The organism is Pseudomonas iridis, from assembly GCF_017980685.1.
Lineage (GTDB): Bacteria > Pseudomonadota > Gammaproteobacteria > Pseudomonadales > Pseudomonadaceae > Aquipseudomonas > Aquipseudomonas iridis.
Map to the genome: position 1 here is coordinate 92,177 of NZ_JACXXO010000008.1, position 14,586 is coordinate 106,762.

Here is a 14,586-nt window from a genome sequence, read left to right on the forward strand (position 1 = left end):
GCTGTGATCAGGCATACGCAGGCCAACGACCGGTCTCGAAAGAGAGCGGGGCGGGCAGGAATTATTGGAATTAGTCTGTGCGCAACTGAGTGCGGCGTGGTCGCTTGCAGTATAAACAGCTGCTGACACATCGAGAATCAATAATCTGACTATTCGATTGTTGACGTGAGTGCGGTGAAAAATAATAAGGAGTGAAACGTGCTGGCGACAGCTTTGGTGTTGGTAGCGGCGCTGCTGCATGCGGCGTGGAATACCCTGATCAAGTTCAGTGCCGAACGGCTGCTGGTGGTGGCGTGCATGGACACCGTGGCGCTGCTGGTTGTCGCCATCGCGTTGCCCTTCGTGAACGTGCCGCCCATGGATATCTGGCCGTGGATTCTCGCGTCGGCAGCGTTCGAACTGCTCTATCGCTATCTGTTGATTCAAGCCTATCGCGTTGGCGATCTCGGGCTGGTCTATCCGTTGATGCGCGGTTTGTCGCCACTGGTGGTGCTGGCACTGACCCTGATCTTTGCCGGTGAAGTGCTCACTACACAGCAGATCTTCGGGATCATGCTGATTCCGTTCGGCATGGCGTGTCTGCTGTGGCAGGGCGGCGGTGGCAAACATTTACCGTGGTCGATGTTGCCGGTGGTAGCGCTGATCGGGCTGTGCATCGGCTGCTACACCTACATTGACGGCCAGGCGCTGCGGCGCTGGTCGCATCCGCTGGATTACCTGGTCTGGGTCACGCTGCTCAGCGCCTGGCCGTTTCCGTTGCTGGCGTGGGTCGCCAAACGTCCGGCGTTCATGCAGTTCTGGCGTGAGCAGTGGAAACTGGGGCTGGCAGTCGGGTTCTGCGTGTTGTTCAGCTACGCTTTGGTGCTGTGGGCGATGCAGTTGGGCTCGATTGCCGAAGCAGCGGCGTTGCGCGAGATCAGCGTGATTCTGGTGGTGCTGTTCGGAATGCGATACCTCAAAGAACCTTTCGGCAGGTCGCGGCTCTTAGCTTGTGGGCTGGTGCTGATCGGCATACTGGTGATGAAGTTCTGACGGCTCGCGAACTCTATAACTCGAAAAAAGGATGGCGTTATGACGGTGGCTCTTTGGTGTGTGTTAATCGCGATCTTTTTGCCGTACGTGTGCACGATTGTCGCCAAGATCTCGGGCGGTTTCCGGCTCAGTGACAATCATGACCCGCGAGACTTTCTCGACAGCGTTAATGGCGTGGCCCGGCGGGCGCATGCGGCGCAACTGAACAGCTTTGAAGTGATGCCAGCGTTTGCCGCAGCGGTGATCGTTGCGCATCTGGTGGGGACGGCGCAGTTGGTCACCGTGAATGTGCTGGCGGTGCTGTTTATCACCAGTCGCCTGCTGTACATCATCTGCTATCTGGCGGACTGGGCGATTCTGCGGTCGCTGGTGTGGTTTGTGGGGATGGGGTTGATTGCTTCGTTCTTCTTCGTGTCGGTTTAGGTAGAGCAAGGTCAAAAGATCGCAGCCCGCGGCAGCTCCTACAGAGGTCACAGATCCACCCTGTAGGAGTTGCCGCAGGCTGCGATCTTTTGCTTTTAAGGTTTGTCGGCCACCTGCGGTACTTGTGGCAACGGTGCACCTTTGGGCCAGAGCATCCAGATCTGCCCCTGCTGTTTCATGTCGCCAGCCAATTGCCCGGCCGCATCACCGGTGCCCCAGAACAGATCTGCGCGAACCTCACCGGCAATCGCACCGCCGGTGTCCTGCGCCGCCACTGGACGAACCAGCGCCGTGCCATCCGGGCGCGTCGTCGACAACCACAACAGGCTACCCAAAGGAATCACCTTGCGATCCACCGCCGCGCTATAGCCGGCAGTCAGTGGCACGTTCAGCGAACCGCGCGGGCCTTCGTTGCTGTCCGGGTTGCGGGTGAAAAACACATAGCTGGGGTTGCTGCCCAGCAGTTCCGGAATGCGCGACGGATTGGCCTTGGCCCAGTCGCTGATCGCGCCCATCGTCACGTCTTCTTTCTTCAGTTCGCCTTGCTCGACCAGCCAACGGCCAATCGGTCGATACGGGTGGCCATTCTGGTCGGCGTAGGCAATGCGTAGCTGCTTGCCGTCCTGGGTCTGGATCCGCCCGGATCCCTGGATTTGCAAAAATTGCAGATTCATCGGGTCGGTGAGGTAGGCAACCACTGGCGCGTTCACGCCTTTGCTTTCGATCGTCGCCGCGTCGTCGTAGGGCTTGAGCACCCGACCTTCAAGTCGACCGCGAAGGCGTTTGCCTTTGAGTTCGGGATAAATGCTGTCGAGCGAGACGATGATCATGTCCTCGGGCACGCCATACACCGGAACGTTCGCCGTTTCGGTCGGCGTCAGGCTGCCGGGGTACACCGGTTCGTAGTAGCCGGTAATCAACCCGTTGGGGTTGTCGTTTTCAGCACGCAGGCCGTAGACATCGAGGTTCTGTTTGAGGAAAGCACGAATCTCGCTGGCGCTCTGCGGCACGTTCGCCGCAGCGGCGCAGGTCGTGCCCCAGACCGCATCATTTTTGAGGCGGGTGCAGGCGCTGCGCCAAGAACCGAAACCGGCGACCAGATCGCTATCGGACACCGCTGGCAGTGCTTCCCACGTCGCGCTGGAATAAGTGGCCAGCGCATGGGTTTTCGGCTTGTCGCTGTCGCCACCGGTACAACCGGCGAGAATTGCCAGCATTGGAAGAGTGGTGATCAGCGGATGACGCCAGGCCTTGAAACGGCTGTTCATGGAGTGATTCCTGTGCCGGTTGCCGGAGTGCTCCATGCGCTCCGGCAACCCGTATTTTTAATAGGGCTATTGGTGTTTGTCGGTGACGCGGGGATACTGGCCGCCGATTTCCGTGACCTGAAGCCACCATGACTCTTAAAAGAATTGCTGTTGTATTGCTGGCCTGCCTGACCCTGTCCGGCTGCGGCGGTGTCGATCCGAATTCTCCGTTGGGCCAACGCAAGACGATCTTCAAGCAGATGCTCAAGACCGGCGAAGACCTGGGCGGCATGTTGCGTGGACGCATTCCGTTCGACGGGCCGAAGTTTGCCGAAGGTGCGGTGAAGCTCGATACGTTGTCCCGCGAACCGTGGAAACATTTCCCGCAAGTGCGCGAAGAAGATCACACGAGCGCCAAAGACGATGTGTGGCAAAAGCAGGCGCGCTTCCAGGAAATGGCCCGCAACCTTGAAGCAGCCACCGGTGAATTGGTGGTCGCCAGCAAGGTCCAGCCGTACAAGGCCAGCAACCTGGGGCCTGCGGTGCAGAAGGTTGAAGATGCCTGCAGCGCTTGCCATAAAGAGTTTCGCGATCATTGATACCTGTTGGCTGATCTGACGCCATCGCGGGCAAGCCCGCTCCCACAAATTTCTCTGCTGTACATAAAAAATTCCTGTGGGAGCGGGCTTGCCCGCGATGGTGGCCTTTAACTCACCACCCTTTACTTGTCGATCTGGTCCAGCGCGTCCTGCAGCTCTTTACGCGATTCGGCGAGCTTGTTCTTGCGCTTGTCGATCTTCTCCGGATCACCTTTCTTCATGGCCTTGTCGAGGTCGGCCTGGCGCTGACTGACTTCATGCTTGGCCTCGAGGACCTTGTTTTCGCGCTCCTTTTTCAGGCCGGCGTCAGTGCAATGTTCAGTGACTTCACGCAGAGCGGTTTCCAGACCTGCCTGCTGATCGGCATTGCCGCGGGCTTTGGCCTGCTCGATCTGGTTCACGATGCCCTGCTTCTTGGCCGCGCAGCCGGTCAGTCCGGGAGCGTCTTCGGCAGCCATTACGGGAGCGGCCATGACGCCGCAAAGGGTCAGCAGGGCGAGTGGTGCGAAAAATTTCATAAAAGCTCCATGTGCAAAGGCATTCGGGTCGGGGGCGCTGCGCTGTTGGAGCGCCTCGGCGACCGTTGGGTTCCCGGTGAGCCGGGATTGCATGTTCAGAAACCGTCGATTCCGGCGGCGCGTAAAATTTCACTCAAGGCTAGCACCTGCGCGTCACGGAAGAATGCGTTCAATTGCGCTGCGCGACCGGGGCCGATGCCGGCTTCCTTCTGCCATTGTTCGGTATCGCGTTGTGCCAGTGCCTGCCACGAATCGGGGAGTTTTGCCCCGCCCGTTGGCGGCATACCCAGTGCCTTGAGCCATTGTGCGAACGGTCGTTGGCGGGCGCTGCGAAAGCTGTGCATCAGGCGCGCGCTGCTGCGTTCGCCGAAGCCGGCAATGTTAGCAAGCTCTGGCTCGTCGAGGGTCAACCAATCCAGCAGGTGTTTCACGCGGCCTGTTTCGAGAAGTTTCTCCCAAGTACCGCGCCCGACATTCTGCATGGCCAGTCCTTGTTTGCCGCTGAGCCAGGTCAGGCGCGAGAGAAACTGGCTTTCGCAGCCGGGCGTGGGCTGCCAGCAACTCAAGGCATGAAAATCCTTGGCGTTCGGGACATTGATTGCTGCGCGCTCGCTGGTGCGCAATACAGCGCTGTCGAGACGCGGAATCGTGAGTCCGGCCAGACTGATTGCCACCTGATCGCCGGGGCGGATATCCAGCGCCTGCCAGCGCTTGAGTGAACTGGCGCTGACCCGTTTGATCTCCCGGTCATCGAGCATGACGGGTATCAGTTCGAGTACCGGCGTGATGCGGCCGGTGCGACCGATCTTGAAATTCACCTTGCGTACTTCGGCCAATGCCTGGGCAAACGGATATTTCCAGGCGATCGCCCAGTAAGGTGCGCGGGCCTGCCAGCGTTCGGCCGGAGGGCGCCGGCTCTGGCGCAGAACGATGCCATCAGTGGCAAATGGCAGGGGGGAGCGATACCAGTGCTCGCGCCACTTTTGTGCCTCTGCCAATTGCTGGACGGGATAGCTGTAGGGCACCGTTGTGGCGAAGCCCAGCGCCGCCAGTGTCGATAGCCGCTCAGGCAAATCCGAAGGCCCTTGTGGCCAGTCCCAGATGAATAAGCCGATGCCGGCACCTTGTTCTGTACTCAGGGATTTTCTGCCCATCAAGCCTGCAACGATAGCGCGTGCGTTGACGCTGCCAGCGCGTGCTTGAACATGCTCGTTCAAACGCCAATAGAGCTCGCCTTGCACCAACACATCCAGCGGTTGCTTCAAGCGTTGAGGAATGGCGTCGATGTTGCGTGCCGATGCCGTCCAGTCTTGCCCGTTGACGCCGTCGCCGCGACTGATTGCTTGCTGCAACACCCCGGCGCGATAGACGAGTGTCACGGCGACGCCATCAACTTTGGGTTGTACCCAGACGTCCTTGCGGTCTCTCAGCCATGCCTCCACGGCCTCGGCTTTATGAAGCTTGTCCAGGCCAGTGTGGGCAATAGGGTGCGCAATGGCGCCCGCGGCTGTGCGCAAAGACTCGGGCGCCATTGGTAATTTGAAGCACTGCCGCCATTGGTTTAGCCGCAGGCGCGATTGATCGTAGAGTTCGTCGGCAATCAATGCGCGGCCTTCGCGGTGATAGGCGTCGTCCCATTGGTCGATCTGTTTTTGCAGGGTGGTGATTTCGCGCTGGGCCTGGGTGAGGGCCCAGTTCGGACATTGAGACGCGTAGCCAGTCAGGTATATGAGGTTCAGCAAAACAAACAAAAACAAACGCATCTTGAGCGTCCTTGCTCATGGGGGTTTCTGAAGACTAGTCAGGATTTTTAGCGAGGTCGGTCGGGTGTTTTGCGGGGTGTTGCGGATCTTGAAAGCATAAAAAAACCCCGCACGGCGCAAACCGTGCGGGGCTTTTCATGCAGCCAGGGAATTACAAGCCGGCAGCAGAACGCAGAGCGTCGGCGCGGTCGGTTTTTTCCCAGGTGAATGTGGTGAAGGTGTCTTCGCCAACAGTCTTGGTCTCTGGCGTGCGACCGAAGTGGCCGTAGGCTGCAGTTTCCTGGTACATCGGGTGCAGCAGGTCGAGCATGGTGGTGATCGCGTATGGACGCAGGTCGAACACGTCACGCACCAGTTTGACGATTTTGTCGTCGCTGATCTTGCCGGTGCCGAAGGTGTTCAGCGAGATCGAGGTAGGCTGGGCCACACCGATCGCGTAGGAAACCTGAATCTCGCAACGCTCGGCCAGGCCGGCAGCGACGATGTTTTTGGCAACATAACGGCCAGCGTAGGCAGCCGAACGGTCAACCTTCGATGGATCCTTGCCGGAGAACGCGCCGCCGCCGTGACGGGCCATGCCGCCGTAGCTGTCGACGATGATCTTGCGACCGGTCAGACCGCAGTCGCCAACCGGGCCGCCGATGATGAACTGGCCAGTCGGGTTGATGTGGAACTGGGTGTCTTTGGTCAGCAATTCGGCAGGCAGCACGTGCTTGACGATCAGCTCCATCACGCCTTCGCGCAGGTCTTTGTACGATACGTCAGGGTTGTGCTGGGTCGACAGAACTACAGCGTCGATACCGACAACCTTGCCGCCTTCGTAACGGCAGGTCACTTGCGACTTGGCGTCCGGGCGCAGCCAAGGCAGCAGACCCGATTTACGGGCTTCGGCCTGGCGCTGAACAAGCTGGTGCGAGAAGGTGATCGGGGCTGGCATCAAAACGTCGGTTTCGTTGCTGGCGTAGCCGAACATCAGGCCTTGGTCGCCGGCACCCTGATCTTCAGGCTTGGCACGGTCAACACCCTGGTTGATGTCTGGGGACTGCTTGCCGATGATGTTCATCACACCGCAAGTTGCGCCGTCGAAGCCGACATCGGAGCTGTTGTAGCCGATGTCCAGAATGACGTTACGCACGATTTCTTCCAGATCGACCCAGGCCGACGTGGTCACTTCACCGGCGATGATTGCAACGCCGGTCTTTACCAGAGTCTCGCACGCCACACGGGCGAACTTGTCTTCAGCAATAATGGCGTCCAGCACCGCATCGGAAATCTGGTCGGCGATTTTGTCCGGGTGCCCTTCGGACACGGACTCGGAGGTGAAGAGGGAGTATTCGCTCATCTCGATTTTTTCCTGAATTTACCGATGGTGAGTGTCGCCAGCCGGTCGCTGAAAGTGGCGGACCTGGATCTGGAAACCATTACGTAAGCCTACATAGAGGCTTTCCCCGGGAACGAGTCCCGCAGCGGTGGCCCAACGGGCCAAATCGTCCTGTTCAAACCCCAACCACAGATCACCGCAGGCCTCCCTGGCCCAACTCTGGTTGTGGCTACATAACTCTGTCACGAGCAAGCTACCGCCCGGTTGCAGCAAGTCGGCCATGTGCTTGAGCGCTTCGGCCGGCGCGGCGAAATGGTGCAACACCATGTTCAACACCACGCAATCGGCCTGAAGGCTGGTGCCGTTCAATGCATCGGCCAATTGCAGGCTGACGTTAGCCAGTTGTTCACGAACGCATACCTGACGCGCCAGTTCGAGCATCGCCGGGCTGTTGTCCAGCGCGGTTACGGTGCTGAAGCGACGCGCCAGTTCCGGCAGGAAAGCGCCATCACCGGGGCCGACTTCAATGGCCGTGGCAGCACCATCGAAATTCAGTTTGTCGAGCAGCGCCAGCACGCTTTCGCGGTACTGCGGCAGGCCTGCGATCAAGTCTTGCTGGGCGCGAAATTTCTCAGCTACCCGAGCGAAAAAGTCCTGACTGGCCGCAGCCCGCTGCCCGTGAACCTGAGTGATTCGCGCTTGAACGTCGTCAGGCAGCACCAGGTTGTCGACTTCTTCTAACAATGCGGCGTGCAACTTGCCACCCAGCAATTCGGTGTGGGGCAGGGCGCGGCGATAGAAAATCGCGTTGCCTTCGCGGCGGGTCGCCACCAGATCGGCTTGCGCCAACACTTTAAGGTGATGACTCATGCCGGACTGACCGATGCCGAAAATTTGCGCCAGCTCCAGTACACCGAACGAATCGTTGGCCAGGGCGCGCAATACATTCAGGCGCAGCGGATCGCCGCCGGCCTTGCACAGGGCCGCCAGCTCGTCGCAATCGTCATGGCGAATGGAAGGCACGCGTAAGTTCATAGGGTGGGCAGTCTAGTGACGGCCTCAAAGCACCGCAAGGGCAATATCAAAAAGTTTTGATATTGCTCGATAGATGGCACTTCTCGCGAGATGGTCAACTCTACAAACCAATAGCGGAAAGGTTTCACCTGCCTAATCCGCCGCTATCCATTGGAAAAACGCTGCCGGATGACTATCTGTCATTGCCCCGAGGCGCTCCGGTGAGGGAAAATGCCCTCCTTTTTTCCGTTTCAATCTATTCACACCCAGGAGATCAGCGATGCCTAGCCGTCGTGAGCGTGCCAACGCCATTCGTGCCCTCAGCATGGATGCCGTGCAAAAAGCCAACAGCGGCCATCCCGGTGCACCTATGGGTATGGCAGATATCGCCGAAGTGCTTTGGCGCGACTACCTCAAGCACAACCCGAGCAATCCATCCTTCGCCGACCGTGACCGCTTCGTGCTGTCCAACGGCCATGGCTCGATGTTGATCTATTCGCTGCTGCACCTGACCGGTTATGACCTGTCGATCGAAGACCTTAAGCAGTTCCGTCAACTGCACAGCCGCACCCCGGGTCACCCGGAATTCGGCTATACCCCAGGCGTCGAGACCACCACTGGCCCGTTGGGTCAGGGCCTGGCCAACGCCGTGGGTTTCGCGCTGGCGGAAAAAGTCCTGGCGGCGCAGTTCAACCGTCCGAGCCACAACATCGTTGACCACCACACCTACGTGTTCCTGGGTGATGGCTGCATGATGGAAGGCATTTCCCACGAAGTCGCTTCCCTGGCCGGTACGTTGGGTCTGGGCAAGCTGATCGCCTTCTACGATGACAACGGCATCTCCATCGACGGCGAAGTCGAAGGCTGGTTCACCGATGACACGCCGAAGCGTTTCGAAGCCTACAACTGGCAAGTGATCCGCAACGTTGACGGTCACGACCCGGAAGAGATCAAGACCGCCATCGAAACCGCTCGCAAGAGCGCGCAGCCGACGCTGATCTGCTGCAAGACCACCATCGGTTTCGGCTCGCCGAACAAGCAAGGCAAAGAAGACTGCCACGGCGCCCCACTGGGTGACGCGGAAATCGCCTTGACCCGTCAGGCGCTGAACTGGAACCACGGTCCATTCGAAATCCCGGCCGACATCTATGCCGAGTGGGATGCCAAGGAATCCGGCCGCGCTGTAGAAGCCGAGTGGGACCAGCGTTTCGCTGCCTACTCCGCCGCGTTCCCGACCGAAGCCAACGAGCTGATCCGTCGTCTGAGCGGTGAACTGCCAGCAGACTTCTCCGAAAAAGCCTCGGCTTACATCGCTGAAGTCGCTGCCAAAGGCGAAACCATCGCCAGCCGTAAAGCCAGCCAGAACACCCTGAACGCGTTCGGCCCGCTGCTGCCGGAATTGCTCGGCGGTTCGGCTGACCTGGCCGGTTCCAACCTGACCCTGTGGAAAGGTTGCAAGGGCGTCAGCGCTGAAGATGCCAGCGGCAACTACATGTACTACGGCGTGCGCGAGTTCGGCATGACCGCCATCATGAACGGCGTCACCCTGCACGGCGGCCTGGTGCCTTACGGCGCGACCTTCCTGATGTTCATGGAATACGCTCGCAACGCTGTGCGCATGTCGGCGCTGATGAAGAAGCAAGTGATCCACGTCTACACCCACGACTCCATCGGTCTGGGCGAAGACGGCCCGACGCACCAGCCGATCGAGCAACTGACCAGCCTGCGCACTACACCGAACCTCGACACCTGGCGTCCAGCCGATGCCGTTGAATCGGCCGTGGCCTGGAAAAACGCTCTGGAGCGCAAGGACGGTCCATCGGCGCTGATCTTCTCGCGTCAGAACCTGCAGCACCAAACCCGTGATGCTGGCCAGATCGCCGACATCAGCCGCGGTGGCTACGTGCTGAAGGACTGCGCAGGCGAGCCTGAGCTGATTCTGATTGCGACCGGTTCGGAAGTCGGCCTGGCTGTTCAAGCCTTCGACAAACTGACCGAGCAGGGCCGCAAGGTGCGCGTGGTTTCGATGCCTTGCACCAGCGTGTTCGATGCTCAGGATGCTGGCTACAAGCAAGCCGTCCTGCCGTTGCAGGTCAGCGCGCGTATCGCGATCGAAGCGGCTCATGCCGACTTCTGGTTCAAGTACGTGGGTCTGGAAGGTCGCGTGATCGGCATGACCACTTACGGTGAGTCGGCTCCGGCTTCGGCACTGTTCGAAGAGTTCGGTTTCACCCTGGAAAACATCCTCGGTCAGGCTGAAGAGCTGCTGGAAGACTAAGGCACAGCGCGGTGATCTAACGGTCACCGCAGTACCATGTGGGAGCTGGCTTGCCAGCGATAGCGTCCGTTCAGTCAGCATTTATGTTGATGCGAATGGCCCTATCGCTGGCAAGCCAGCTCCCACAAGGGTTGTGTTGCAACAAACATTACGTCTGCCTGCGTACTATCGAGAACCCCATGCCTCAACCGCGTCCTTACAAAGTTGCACTCAACGGCTACGGCCGGATTGGTCGTTGCGTCTTGCGTGCGTTGTTTGAGCGAGGCGAGAAAGCCGGGTTTGAAATTGTCGCGATCAACGATCTGGCCGACATGGCCAGCATCGAATACCTGACACGCTTCGACTCTACCCACGGCCGGTTCCCCGGCGAAGTGCGGGTCGAGGGCGATTGTCTGCATATTAATGGCAACTGCGTGAAGGTCCTGCGCAGTGCCACCCCCGAAGGCATCGATTGGGCGTCGCTGGACGTCGATCTGGTGCTCGAATGCTCCGGCGCCTACAACACCCGTGAAGACGGCCAGCGTTTCCTGAACGCCGGCGCGCCGCGTGTGTTGTTTTCGCAGCCGATGGCCAGCGAGGCGGATGTCGACGCCACCATCGTTTACGGCGTCAATCAGGACTGCCTGACCGGCGACGAACTGCTGGTGTCCAACGCCTCCTGCACCACCAACTGCGGCGTGCCGCTGTTGCGTCTGCTCGACAAGGCGATCGGCCTTGATTACGTGTCGATCACCACGATTCACTCGGCGATGAACGATCAGCCGGTCATCGACGCCTATCACCACGAAGACCTGCGCCGCACCCGTTCGGCGTTCCAGTCGGTGATCCCGGTGTCCACTGGTCTGGCGCGCGGTATCGAGCGCCTGCTGCCGGAACTTGCCGGCCGAATTCAAGCCAAAGCCGTACGCGTGCCGACGGTCAACGTGTCGTGCCTCGACATCACGATGCAGACCGCCACGGCGACCGACGCCACTGAGGTCAACCGGATCCTGCGTGAAGCCGCCACCAGCGGCCCGCTCAAGGGGCTTTTGGCCTACACCGAATTGCCTCACGCCAGTTGTGATTTCAACCACGACCCACATTCGGCCATCGTCGATGCCAGTCAGACCCGCGTTTCCGGCCCACGGCTGGTGAACATCCTGGCCTGGTTCGACAACGAGTGGGGTTTTGCCAACCGAATGCTGGACGTTGCAGAACACTATCTGCAAACAGCAACTTCAAAAAAACCGTAGGAAGTGCGACCCATGACCGTGTTGAAGATGTCCGACCTCGATCTGCAAGGTAAGCGCGTATTGATCCGCGAAGACCTCAACGTCCCAGTCAAGGACGGTGTTGTCACCAGCGATGCGCGAATCCTGGCTTCGCTGCCGACCATCAAGCTGGCCCTGGAAAAAGGTGCCGCCGTCATGGTGTGCTCGCACCTTGGCCGTCCGACCGAAGGCGAGTTCTCCGCCGAGAACAGTCTCAAGCCAGTCGCCGACTACCTGAGCAAGGCACTCGGCCGTGAAGTACCGCTGGTAGCCGATTACCTGGGCGGCGTTGACGTCAAGGCCGGCGACATCGTGCTGTTCGAAAACGTGCGCTTCAACAAGGGCGAGAAAAAGAACGCTGACGAACTGGCCCAGCAATACGCCGCCCTGTGCGACGTGTTCGTGATGGACGCGTTCGGCACCGCTCACCGCGCCGAGGGTTCGACCCACGGCGTGGCCAAATTTGCCAAAGTCGCCGCTGCTGGCCCACTGCTGGCCGCCGAGCTGGATGCACTGGGCAAAGCGCTGGGCGCGCCTGCGCAACCAATGGCTGCCATCGTTGCCGGCTCCAAGGTCTCGACCAAACTCGACGTACTCAACAGCCTGAGCCAGATCTGCGATCAACTGATCGTCGGCGGCGGTATCGCCAACACCTTCCTCGCCGCTGCCGGTCATCCGGTAGGCAAGTCGCTGTACGAGCCGGATCTGCTCGACACCGCGCGCGCCATCGCCGCCAAGGTCAGCGTGCCGCTGCCCGTTGATGTTGTGGTTGCCAAGGAATTCGCCGAGTCCGCTGAAGCCACCGTCAAGCTCATCGCTGACGTTGCCGCCGACGACATGATTCTGGACATCGGCCCGCAAACCGCAGCCAACTTCGCCGAACTGCTGAAATCGTCGAAAACCATTCTGTGGAACGGCCCGGTCGGCGTGTTCGAGTTCGATCAGTTCGGCAACGGCACCAAAGTGCTGGCTCAGGCCATCGCCGACAGCGATGCGTTCTCGATTGCCGGCGGTGGCGACACCCTGGCGGCCATCGATAAATATGGCGTGGCTGAAAAGATCTCCTACATTTCCACCGGTGGCGGCGCGTTCCTCGAATTCGTCGAAGGCAAAGTGCTGCCAGCCGTTGAAGTCCTGGAAAGCCGGGCCAAGGCCTGAGGCCGCCCGTTTGGCCAGGCAAAGGAGTGTTCAAATGGTCAAGTCATTAGCATTGTTGTTGCTGACCGGTACGCTGGCGGCCTGCGGGAGCAACCCGAAGGCCGAGCCTACGCCTGCGCCAGACGCGGTGCACAAAGGCTGTTATCAGGCCGACTGGCAGGCCGAGACCAACCCGGTGCTGAACAAGCGTTCCGGGCCGGACGGTCTGGACAAATACGAGACGCAAACCCCGGCCAAGGAACATGGTTGTCCTTGACGGGTCTGACTCTTTAACTCAGGACTGGCGGCGTGCGTCGTCAGTCGAGGAACACGGATGAAAGGCTTGATCGCCATTGCGGCGTTGGCATTGTTGGGCGGTTGCGCGCAGTTGAACCTGTTTCAGTCGTCCGCCCCTGCGGATAACTGGACCACCTGGACCTGCGACAGCCAGGCCAAAGTGCTCTGGCGTTACGCCGATGCCGGCCAGAAGGAAGTCGACGTTCGACTGGGCGGCGGTGATCAGGTCTATCGCCTGAAAGAAGAGCCGGGCGCCTCGGGCGCGCTGTACAGCGATGGCATGCTGGCGTTTCACGTCAAGGGTGAGGAAGGCCTGGTGTATTGGGTCGCCACCAATGACCTGATCGGCCGCGGCTGCAAAGCCGAGTAACACGATTGAATTGATGTACGGAGATCCAATTGTGGGAGCGAGCCTGCTCGCGAAGGCAGTCTTGCCGTCGCTGATGCAGTGTCTGTCAGACCGCTTTCGCGAGCAGGCTCGCTCCCACAGGGGTTCTGTGTTGTTCACAAGATTTTGGTACCACCGAATCACCAGGCCGGGCCTCAACCCCCGATCTGCAATCACTTGAATAGCCGCCGCCGCTCCGGCAGGCTGGCACGATTAACGACCCAAACCGGGAGAGACACACACAATGGCACTTATCAGCATGCGCCAGATGTTGGACCACGCAGCCGAGTTCGGCTACGGCGTTCCAGCTTTCAACGTCAACAACCTTGAGCAGATGCGCGCCATCATGGAAGCCGCTGACAAGACTGACTCCCCGGTGATCGTCCAGGCTTCGGCCGGCGCCCGTAAATACGCTGGCGCGCCATTCCTGCGCCACCTGATCCTGGCCGCGATCGAAGAATTCCCGCACATCCCGGTGTGCATGCACCAGGACCACGGCACCAGCCCTGACGTCTGCCAGCGTTCGATCCAGCTGGGCTTCAGCTCGGTGATGATGGACGGTTCCCTCGGCGAAGACGGCAAGACCCCGACCGACTACGACTACAACGTTCGCGTCACTCAGCAGACCGTTGCCATGGCTCACGCCTGCGGCGTTTCGGTAGAAGGCGAGCTGGGCTGCCTGGGTTCCCTGGAAACCGGTATGGCCGGTGAAGAAGACGGCATCGGCGCCGAAGGCGTTCTGGATCACAGCCAAATGCTGACCGACCCGGAAGAAGCCGCTGACTTCGTCAAGCGCACCCAGGTCGACGCATTGGCCATCGCCATCGGCACCAGCCACGGCGCCTACAAGTTCACCAAGCCACCTACCGGCGACGTGCTGGCCATCGACCGCATCAAGGAAATCCACAAACGCATCCCTAACACCCACCTGGTGATGCACGGTTCCTCGTCGGTTCCACAAGAGTGGCTGGCAATCATCAACCAGTACGGCGGCGACATCAAAGAAACCTACGGCGTACCGGTTGAAGAAATCGTCGAAGGCATCAAGTACGGCGTGCGCAAGGTCAACATCGACACCGACCTGCGCCTGGCATCCACCGGCGCCATGCGTCGCCTGATGGCCACCAACCCGAGCGAATTCGACCCACGTAAATTCTTCGGCGCCACCGTGACTGCAATGCGTGATGTATGTATCGCGCGTTATGAAGCGTTCGGTACTGCCGGTAATGCTTCGAAGATCAAGCCGATCTCGCTGGAAGCGATGTACCAGCGTTATCTGAAGGGTGAGTTGAACGCCAAGGTTAACTAAGCCTTAGCGT

The 14,586-nt window shown here is 59.8% G+C and carries 14 protein-coding genes; 9 read left to right on the plus strand and 5 right to left on the minus strand.

What is annotated here, in order from left to right:
• Positions 1 to 198: 198 nt before the first annotated feature.
• On the plus strand, positions 199 to 1,032 hold the full coding sequence (locus IEQ42_RS15120) for an EamA family transporter (protein ID WP_200616864.1): 834 nt from the start codon (positions 199 to 201) through the stop codon (positions 1,030 to 1,032).
• A 39-nt stretch (positions 1,033 to 1,071) separates the two neighbouring features.
• Positions 1,072 to 1,455 carry an MAPEG family protein gene (locus tag IEQ42_RS15125; RefSeq protein WP_042561501.1) on the plus strand — a complete coding sequence of 128 codons (384 nt, stop codon included), beginning with the start codon at positions 1,072 to 1,074 and terminating at the stop codon, positions 1,453 to 1,455.
• Between the two features lie 95 nt (positions 1,456 to 1,550).
• Here the strand turns inward: IEQ42_RS15125 and mltA are convergent, their stop codons facing one another.
• Positions 1,551 to 2,723 (minus strand): murein transglycosylase A, encoded by a 1,173-nt coding sequence (mltA, locus tag IEQ42_RS15130; protein WP_210704051.1) that lies wholly within the window; start codon positions 2,721 to 2,723, stop codon positions 1,551 to 1,553.
• Positions 2,724 to 2,851: 128 nt separating this feature from the next.
• Here mltA and IEQ42_RS15135 point away from each other — a divergent pair, with 128 nt between their 5' ends.
• Entirely contained in the window at positions 2,852 to 3,301 is a 450-nt protein-coding gene (locus tag IEQ42_RS15135) for a c-type cytochrome (RefSeq protein ID WP_210704052.1), read from the plus strand.
• A 122-nt stretch (positions 3,302 to 3,423) separates the two neighbouring features.
• On the opposite strand, the gene IEQ42_RS15140 is transcribed toward IEQ42_RS15135, so the two are convergent.
• The 4 genes from IEQ42_RS15140 to IEQ42_RS15155 form a co-directional block, all read right to left on the minus strand.
• On the minus strand, positions 3,424 to 3,819 hold the full coding sequence (locus tag IEQ42_RS15140) for a DUF1090 domain-containing protein (RefSeq protein ID WP_042561498.1): 396 nt from the start codon (positions 3,817 to 3,819) through the stop codon (positions 3,424 to 3,426).
• A gap of 95 nt (positions 3,820 to 3,914) precedes the next feature.
• Positions 3,915 to 5,582 (minus strand): NAD-dependent DNA ligase LigB, encoded by a 1,668-nt coding sequence (ligB, locus tag IEQ42_RS15145; protein ID WP_210704053.1) that lies wholly within the window; start codon positions 5,580 to 5,582, stop codon positions 3,915 to 3,917.
• A gap of 151 nt (positions 5,583 to 5,733) precedes the next feature.
• Entirely contained in the window at positions 5,734 to 6,924 is a 1,191-nt protein-coding gene (gene metK, locus IEQ42_RS15150; RefSeq protein ID WP_042561496.1) for a methionine adenosyltransferase, read from the minus strand.
• 18 nt (positions 6,925 to 6,942) lie between these two features.
• Positions 6,943 to 7,938 (minus strand): ArsR/SmtB family transcription factor, encoded by a 996-nt coding sequence (locus IEQ42_RS15155; protein WP_042561495.1) that lies wholly within the window; start codon positions 7,936 to 7,938, stop codon positions 6,943 to 6,945.
• A 259-nt stretch (positions 7,939 to 8,197) separates the two neighbouring features.
• On the opposite strand from IEQ42_RS15155, the gene tkt reads away from it, so the two are divergent.
• The 6 genes from tkt to fba all read left to right on the plus strand — a co-directional run bounded on the left by tkt (position 8,198) and on the right by fba (position 14,576).
• Positions 8,198 to 10,195, plus strand: coding sequence for a transketolase (tkt, locus tag IEQ42_RS15160; RefSeq protein WP_210704054.1), 1,998 nt, complete (start codon positions 8,198 to 8,200; stop codon positions 10,193 to 10,195).
• 179 nt (positions 10,196 to 10,374) lie between these two features.
• Positions 10,375 to 11,427: an erythrose-4-phosphate dehydrogenase gene (gene epd / locus IEQ42_RS15165; protein ID WP_150593634.1), complete on the plus strand. Its 1,053-nt coding sequence runs from the start codon at positions 10,375 to 10,377 to the stop codon at positions 11,425 to 11,427.
• Between the two features lie 12 nt (positions 11,428 to 11,439).
• Positions 11,440 to 12,603: a phosphoglycerate kinase gene (locus IEQ42_RS15170; RefSeq protein WP_047303881.1), complete on the plus strand. Its 1,164-nt coding sequence runs from the start codon at positions 11,440 to 11,442 to the stop codon at positions 12,601 to 12,603.
• Between the two features lie 34 nt (positions 12,604 to 12,637).
• Positions 12,638 to 12,859: a hypothetical protein gene (locus IEQ42_RS15175; RefSeq protein WP_042561491.1), complete on the plus strand. Its 222-nt coding sequence runs from the start codon at positions 12,638 to 12,640 to the stop codon at positions 12,857 to 12,859.
• Positions 12,860 to 12,916: 57 nt separating this feature from the next.
• Positions 12,917 to 13,249, plus strand: coding sequence for an MliC family protein (locus IEQ42_RS15180; protein WP_203419808.1), 333 nt, complete (start codon positions 12,917 to 12,919; stop codon positions 13,247 to 13,249).
• Positions 13,250 to 13,511: 262 nt separating this feature from the next.
• A complete protein-coding gene (fba, locus tag IEQ42_RS15185; protein ID WP_007913760.1) occupies positions 13,512 to 14,576 on the plus strand; it encodes a class II fructose-bisphosphate aldolase in 1,065 nt (354 codons plus the stop codon).
• Positions 14,577 to 14,586 lie beyond the last annotated feature (10 nt).

What these genes read in the sequence shown, in the direction of transcription:
- IEQ42_RS15125 (WP_042561501.1), top strand. Translation starts at nt 1,072, where the DNA reads ATGACGGTGGCTCTTTGGTGTGTGTTAATCGCGATCTTTTTGCCGTAC.
- mltA (WP_210704051.1), bottom strand. Translation starts at nt 2,723, where the DNA reads ATGAACAGCCGTTTCAAGGCCTGGCGTCATCCGCTGATCACCACTCTT.
- IEQ42_RS15135 (WP_210704052.1), top strand. Translation starts at nt 2,852, where the DNA reads ATGACTCTTAAAAGAATTGCTGTTGTATTGCTGGCCTGCCTGACCCTG.
- IEQ42_RS15140 (WP_042561498.1), bottom strand. Translation starts at nt 3,819, where the DNA reads ATGAAATTTTTCGCACCACTCGCCCTGCTGACCCTTTGCGGCGTCATG.
- ligB (WP_210704053.1), bottom strand. Translation starts at nt 5,582, where the DNA reads ATGCGTTTGTTTTTGTTTGTTTTGCTGAACCTCATATACCTGACTGGC.
- metK (WP_042561496.1), bottom strand. Translation starts at nt 6,924, where the DNA reads ATGAGCGAATACTCCCTCTTCACCTCCGAGTCCGTGTCCGAAGGGCAC.
- IEQ42_RS15155 (WP_042561495.1), bottom strand. Translation starts at nt 7,938, where the DNA reads ATGAACTTACGCGTGCCTTCCATTCGCCATGACGATTGCGACGAGCTG.
- tkt (WP_210704054.1), top strand. Translation starts at nt 8,198, where the DNA reads ATGCCTAGCCGTCGTGAGCGTGCCAACGCCATTCGTGCCCTCAGCATG.
- epd (WP_150593634.1), top strand. Translation starts at nt 10,375, where the DNA reads ATGCCTCAACCGCGTCCTTACAAAGTTGCACTCAACGGCTACGGCCGG.
- IEQ42_RS15170 (WP_047303881.1), top strand. Translation starts at nt 11,440, where the DNA reads ATGACCGTGTTGAAGATGTCCGACCTCGATCTGCAAGGTAAGCGCGTA.
- IEQ42_RS15175 (WP_042561491.1), top strand. Translation starts at nt 12,638, where the DNA reads ATGGTCAAGTCATTAGCATTGTTGTTGCTGACCGGTACGCTGGCGGCC.
- IEQ42_RS15180 (WP_203419808.1), top strand. Translation starts at nt 12,917, where the DNA reads ATGAAAGGCTTGATCGCCATTGCGGCGTTGGCATTGTTGGGCGGTTGC.
- fba (WP_007913760.1), top strand. Translation starts at nt 13,512, where the DNA reads ATGGCACTTATCAGCATGCGCCAGATGTTGGACCACGCAGCCGAGTTC.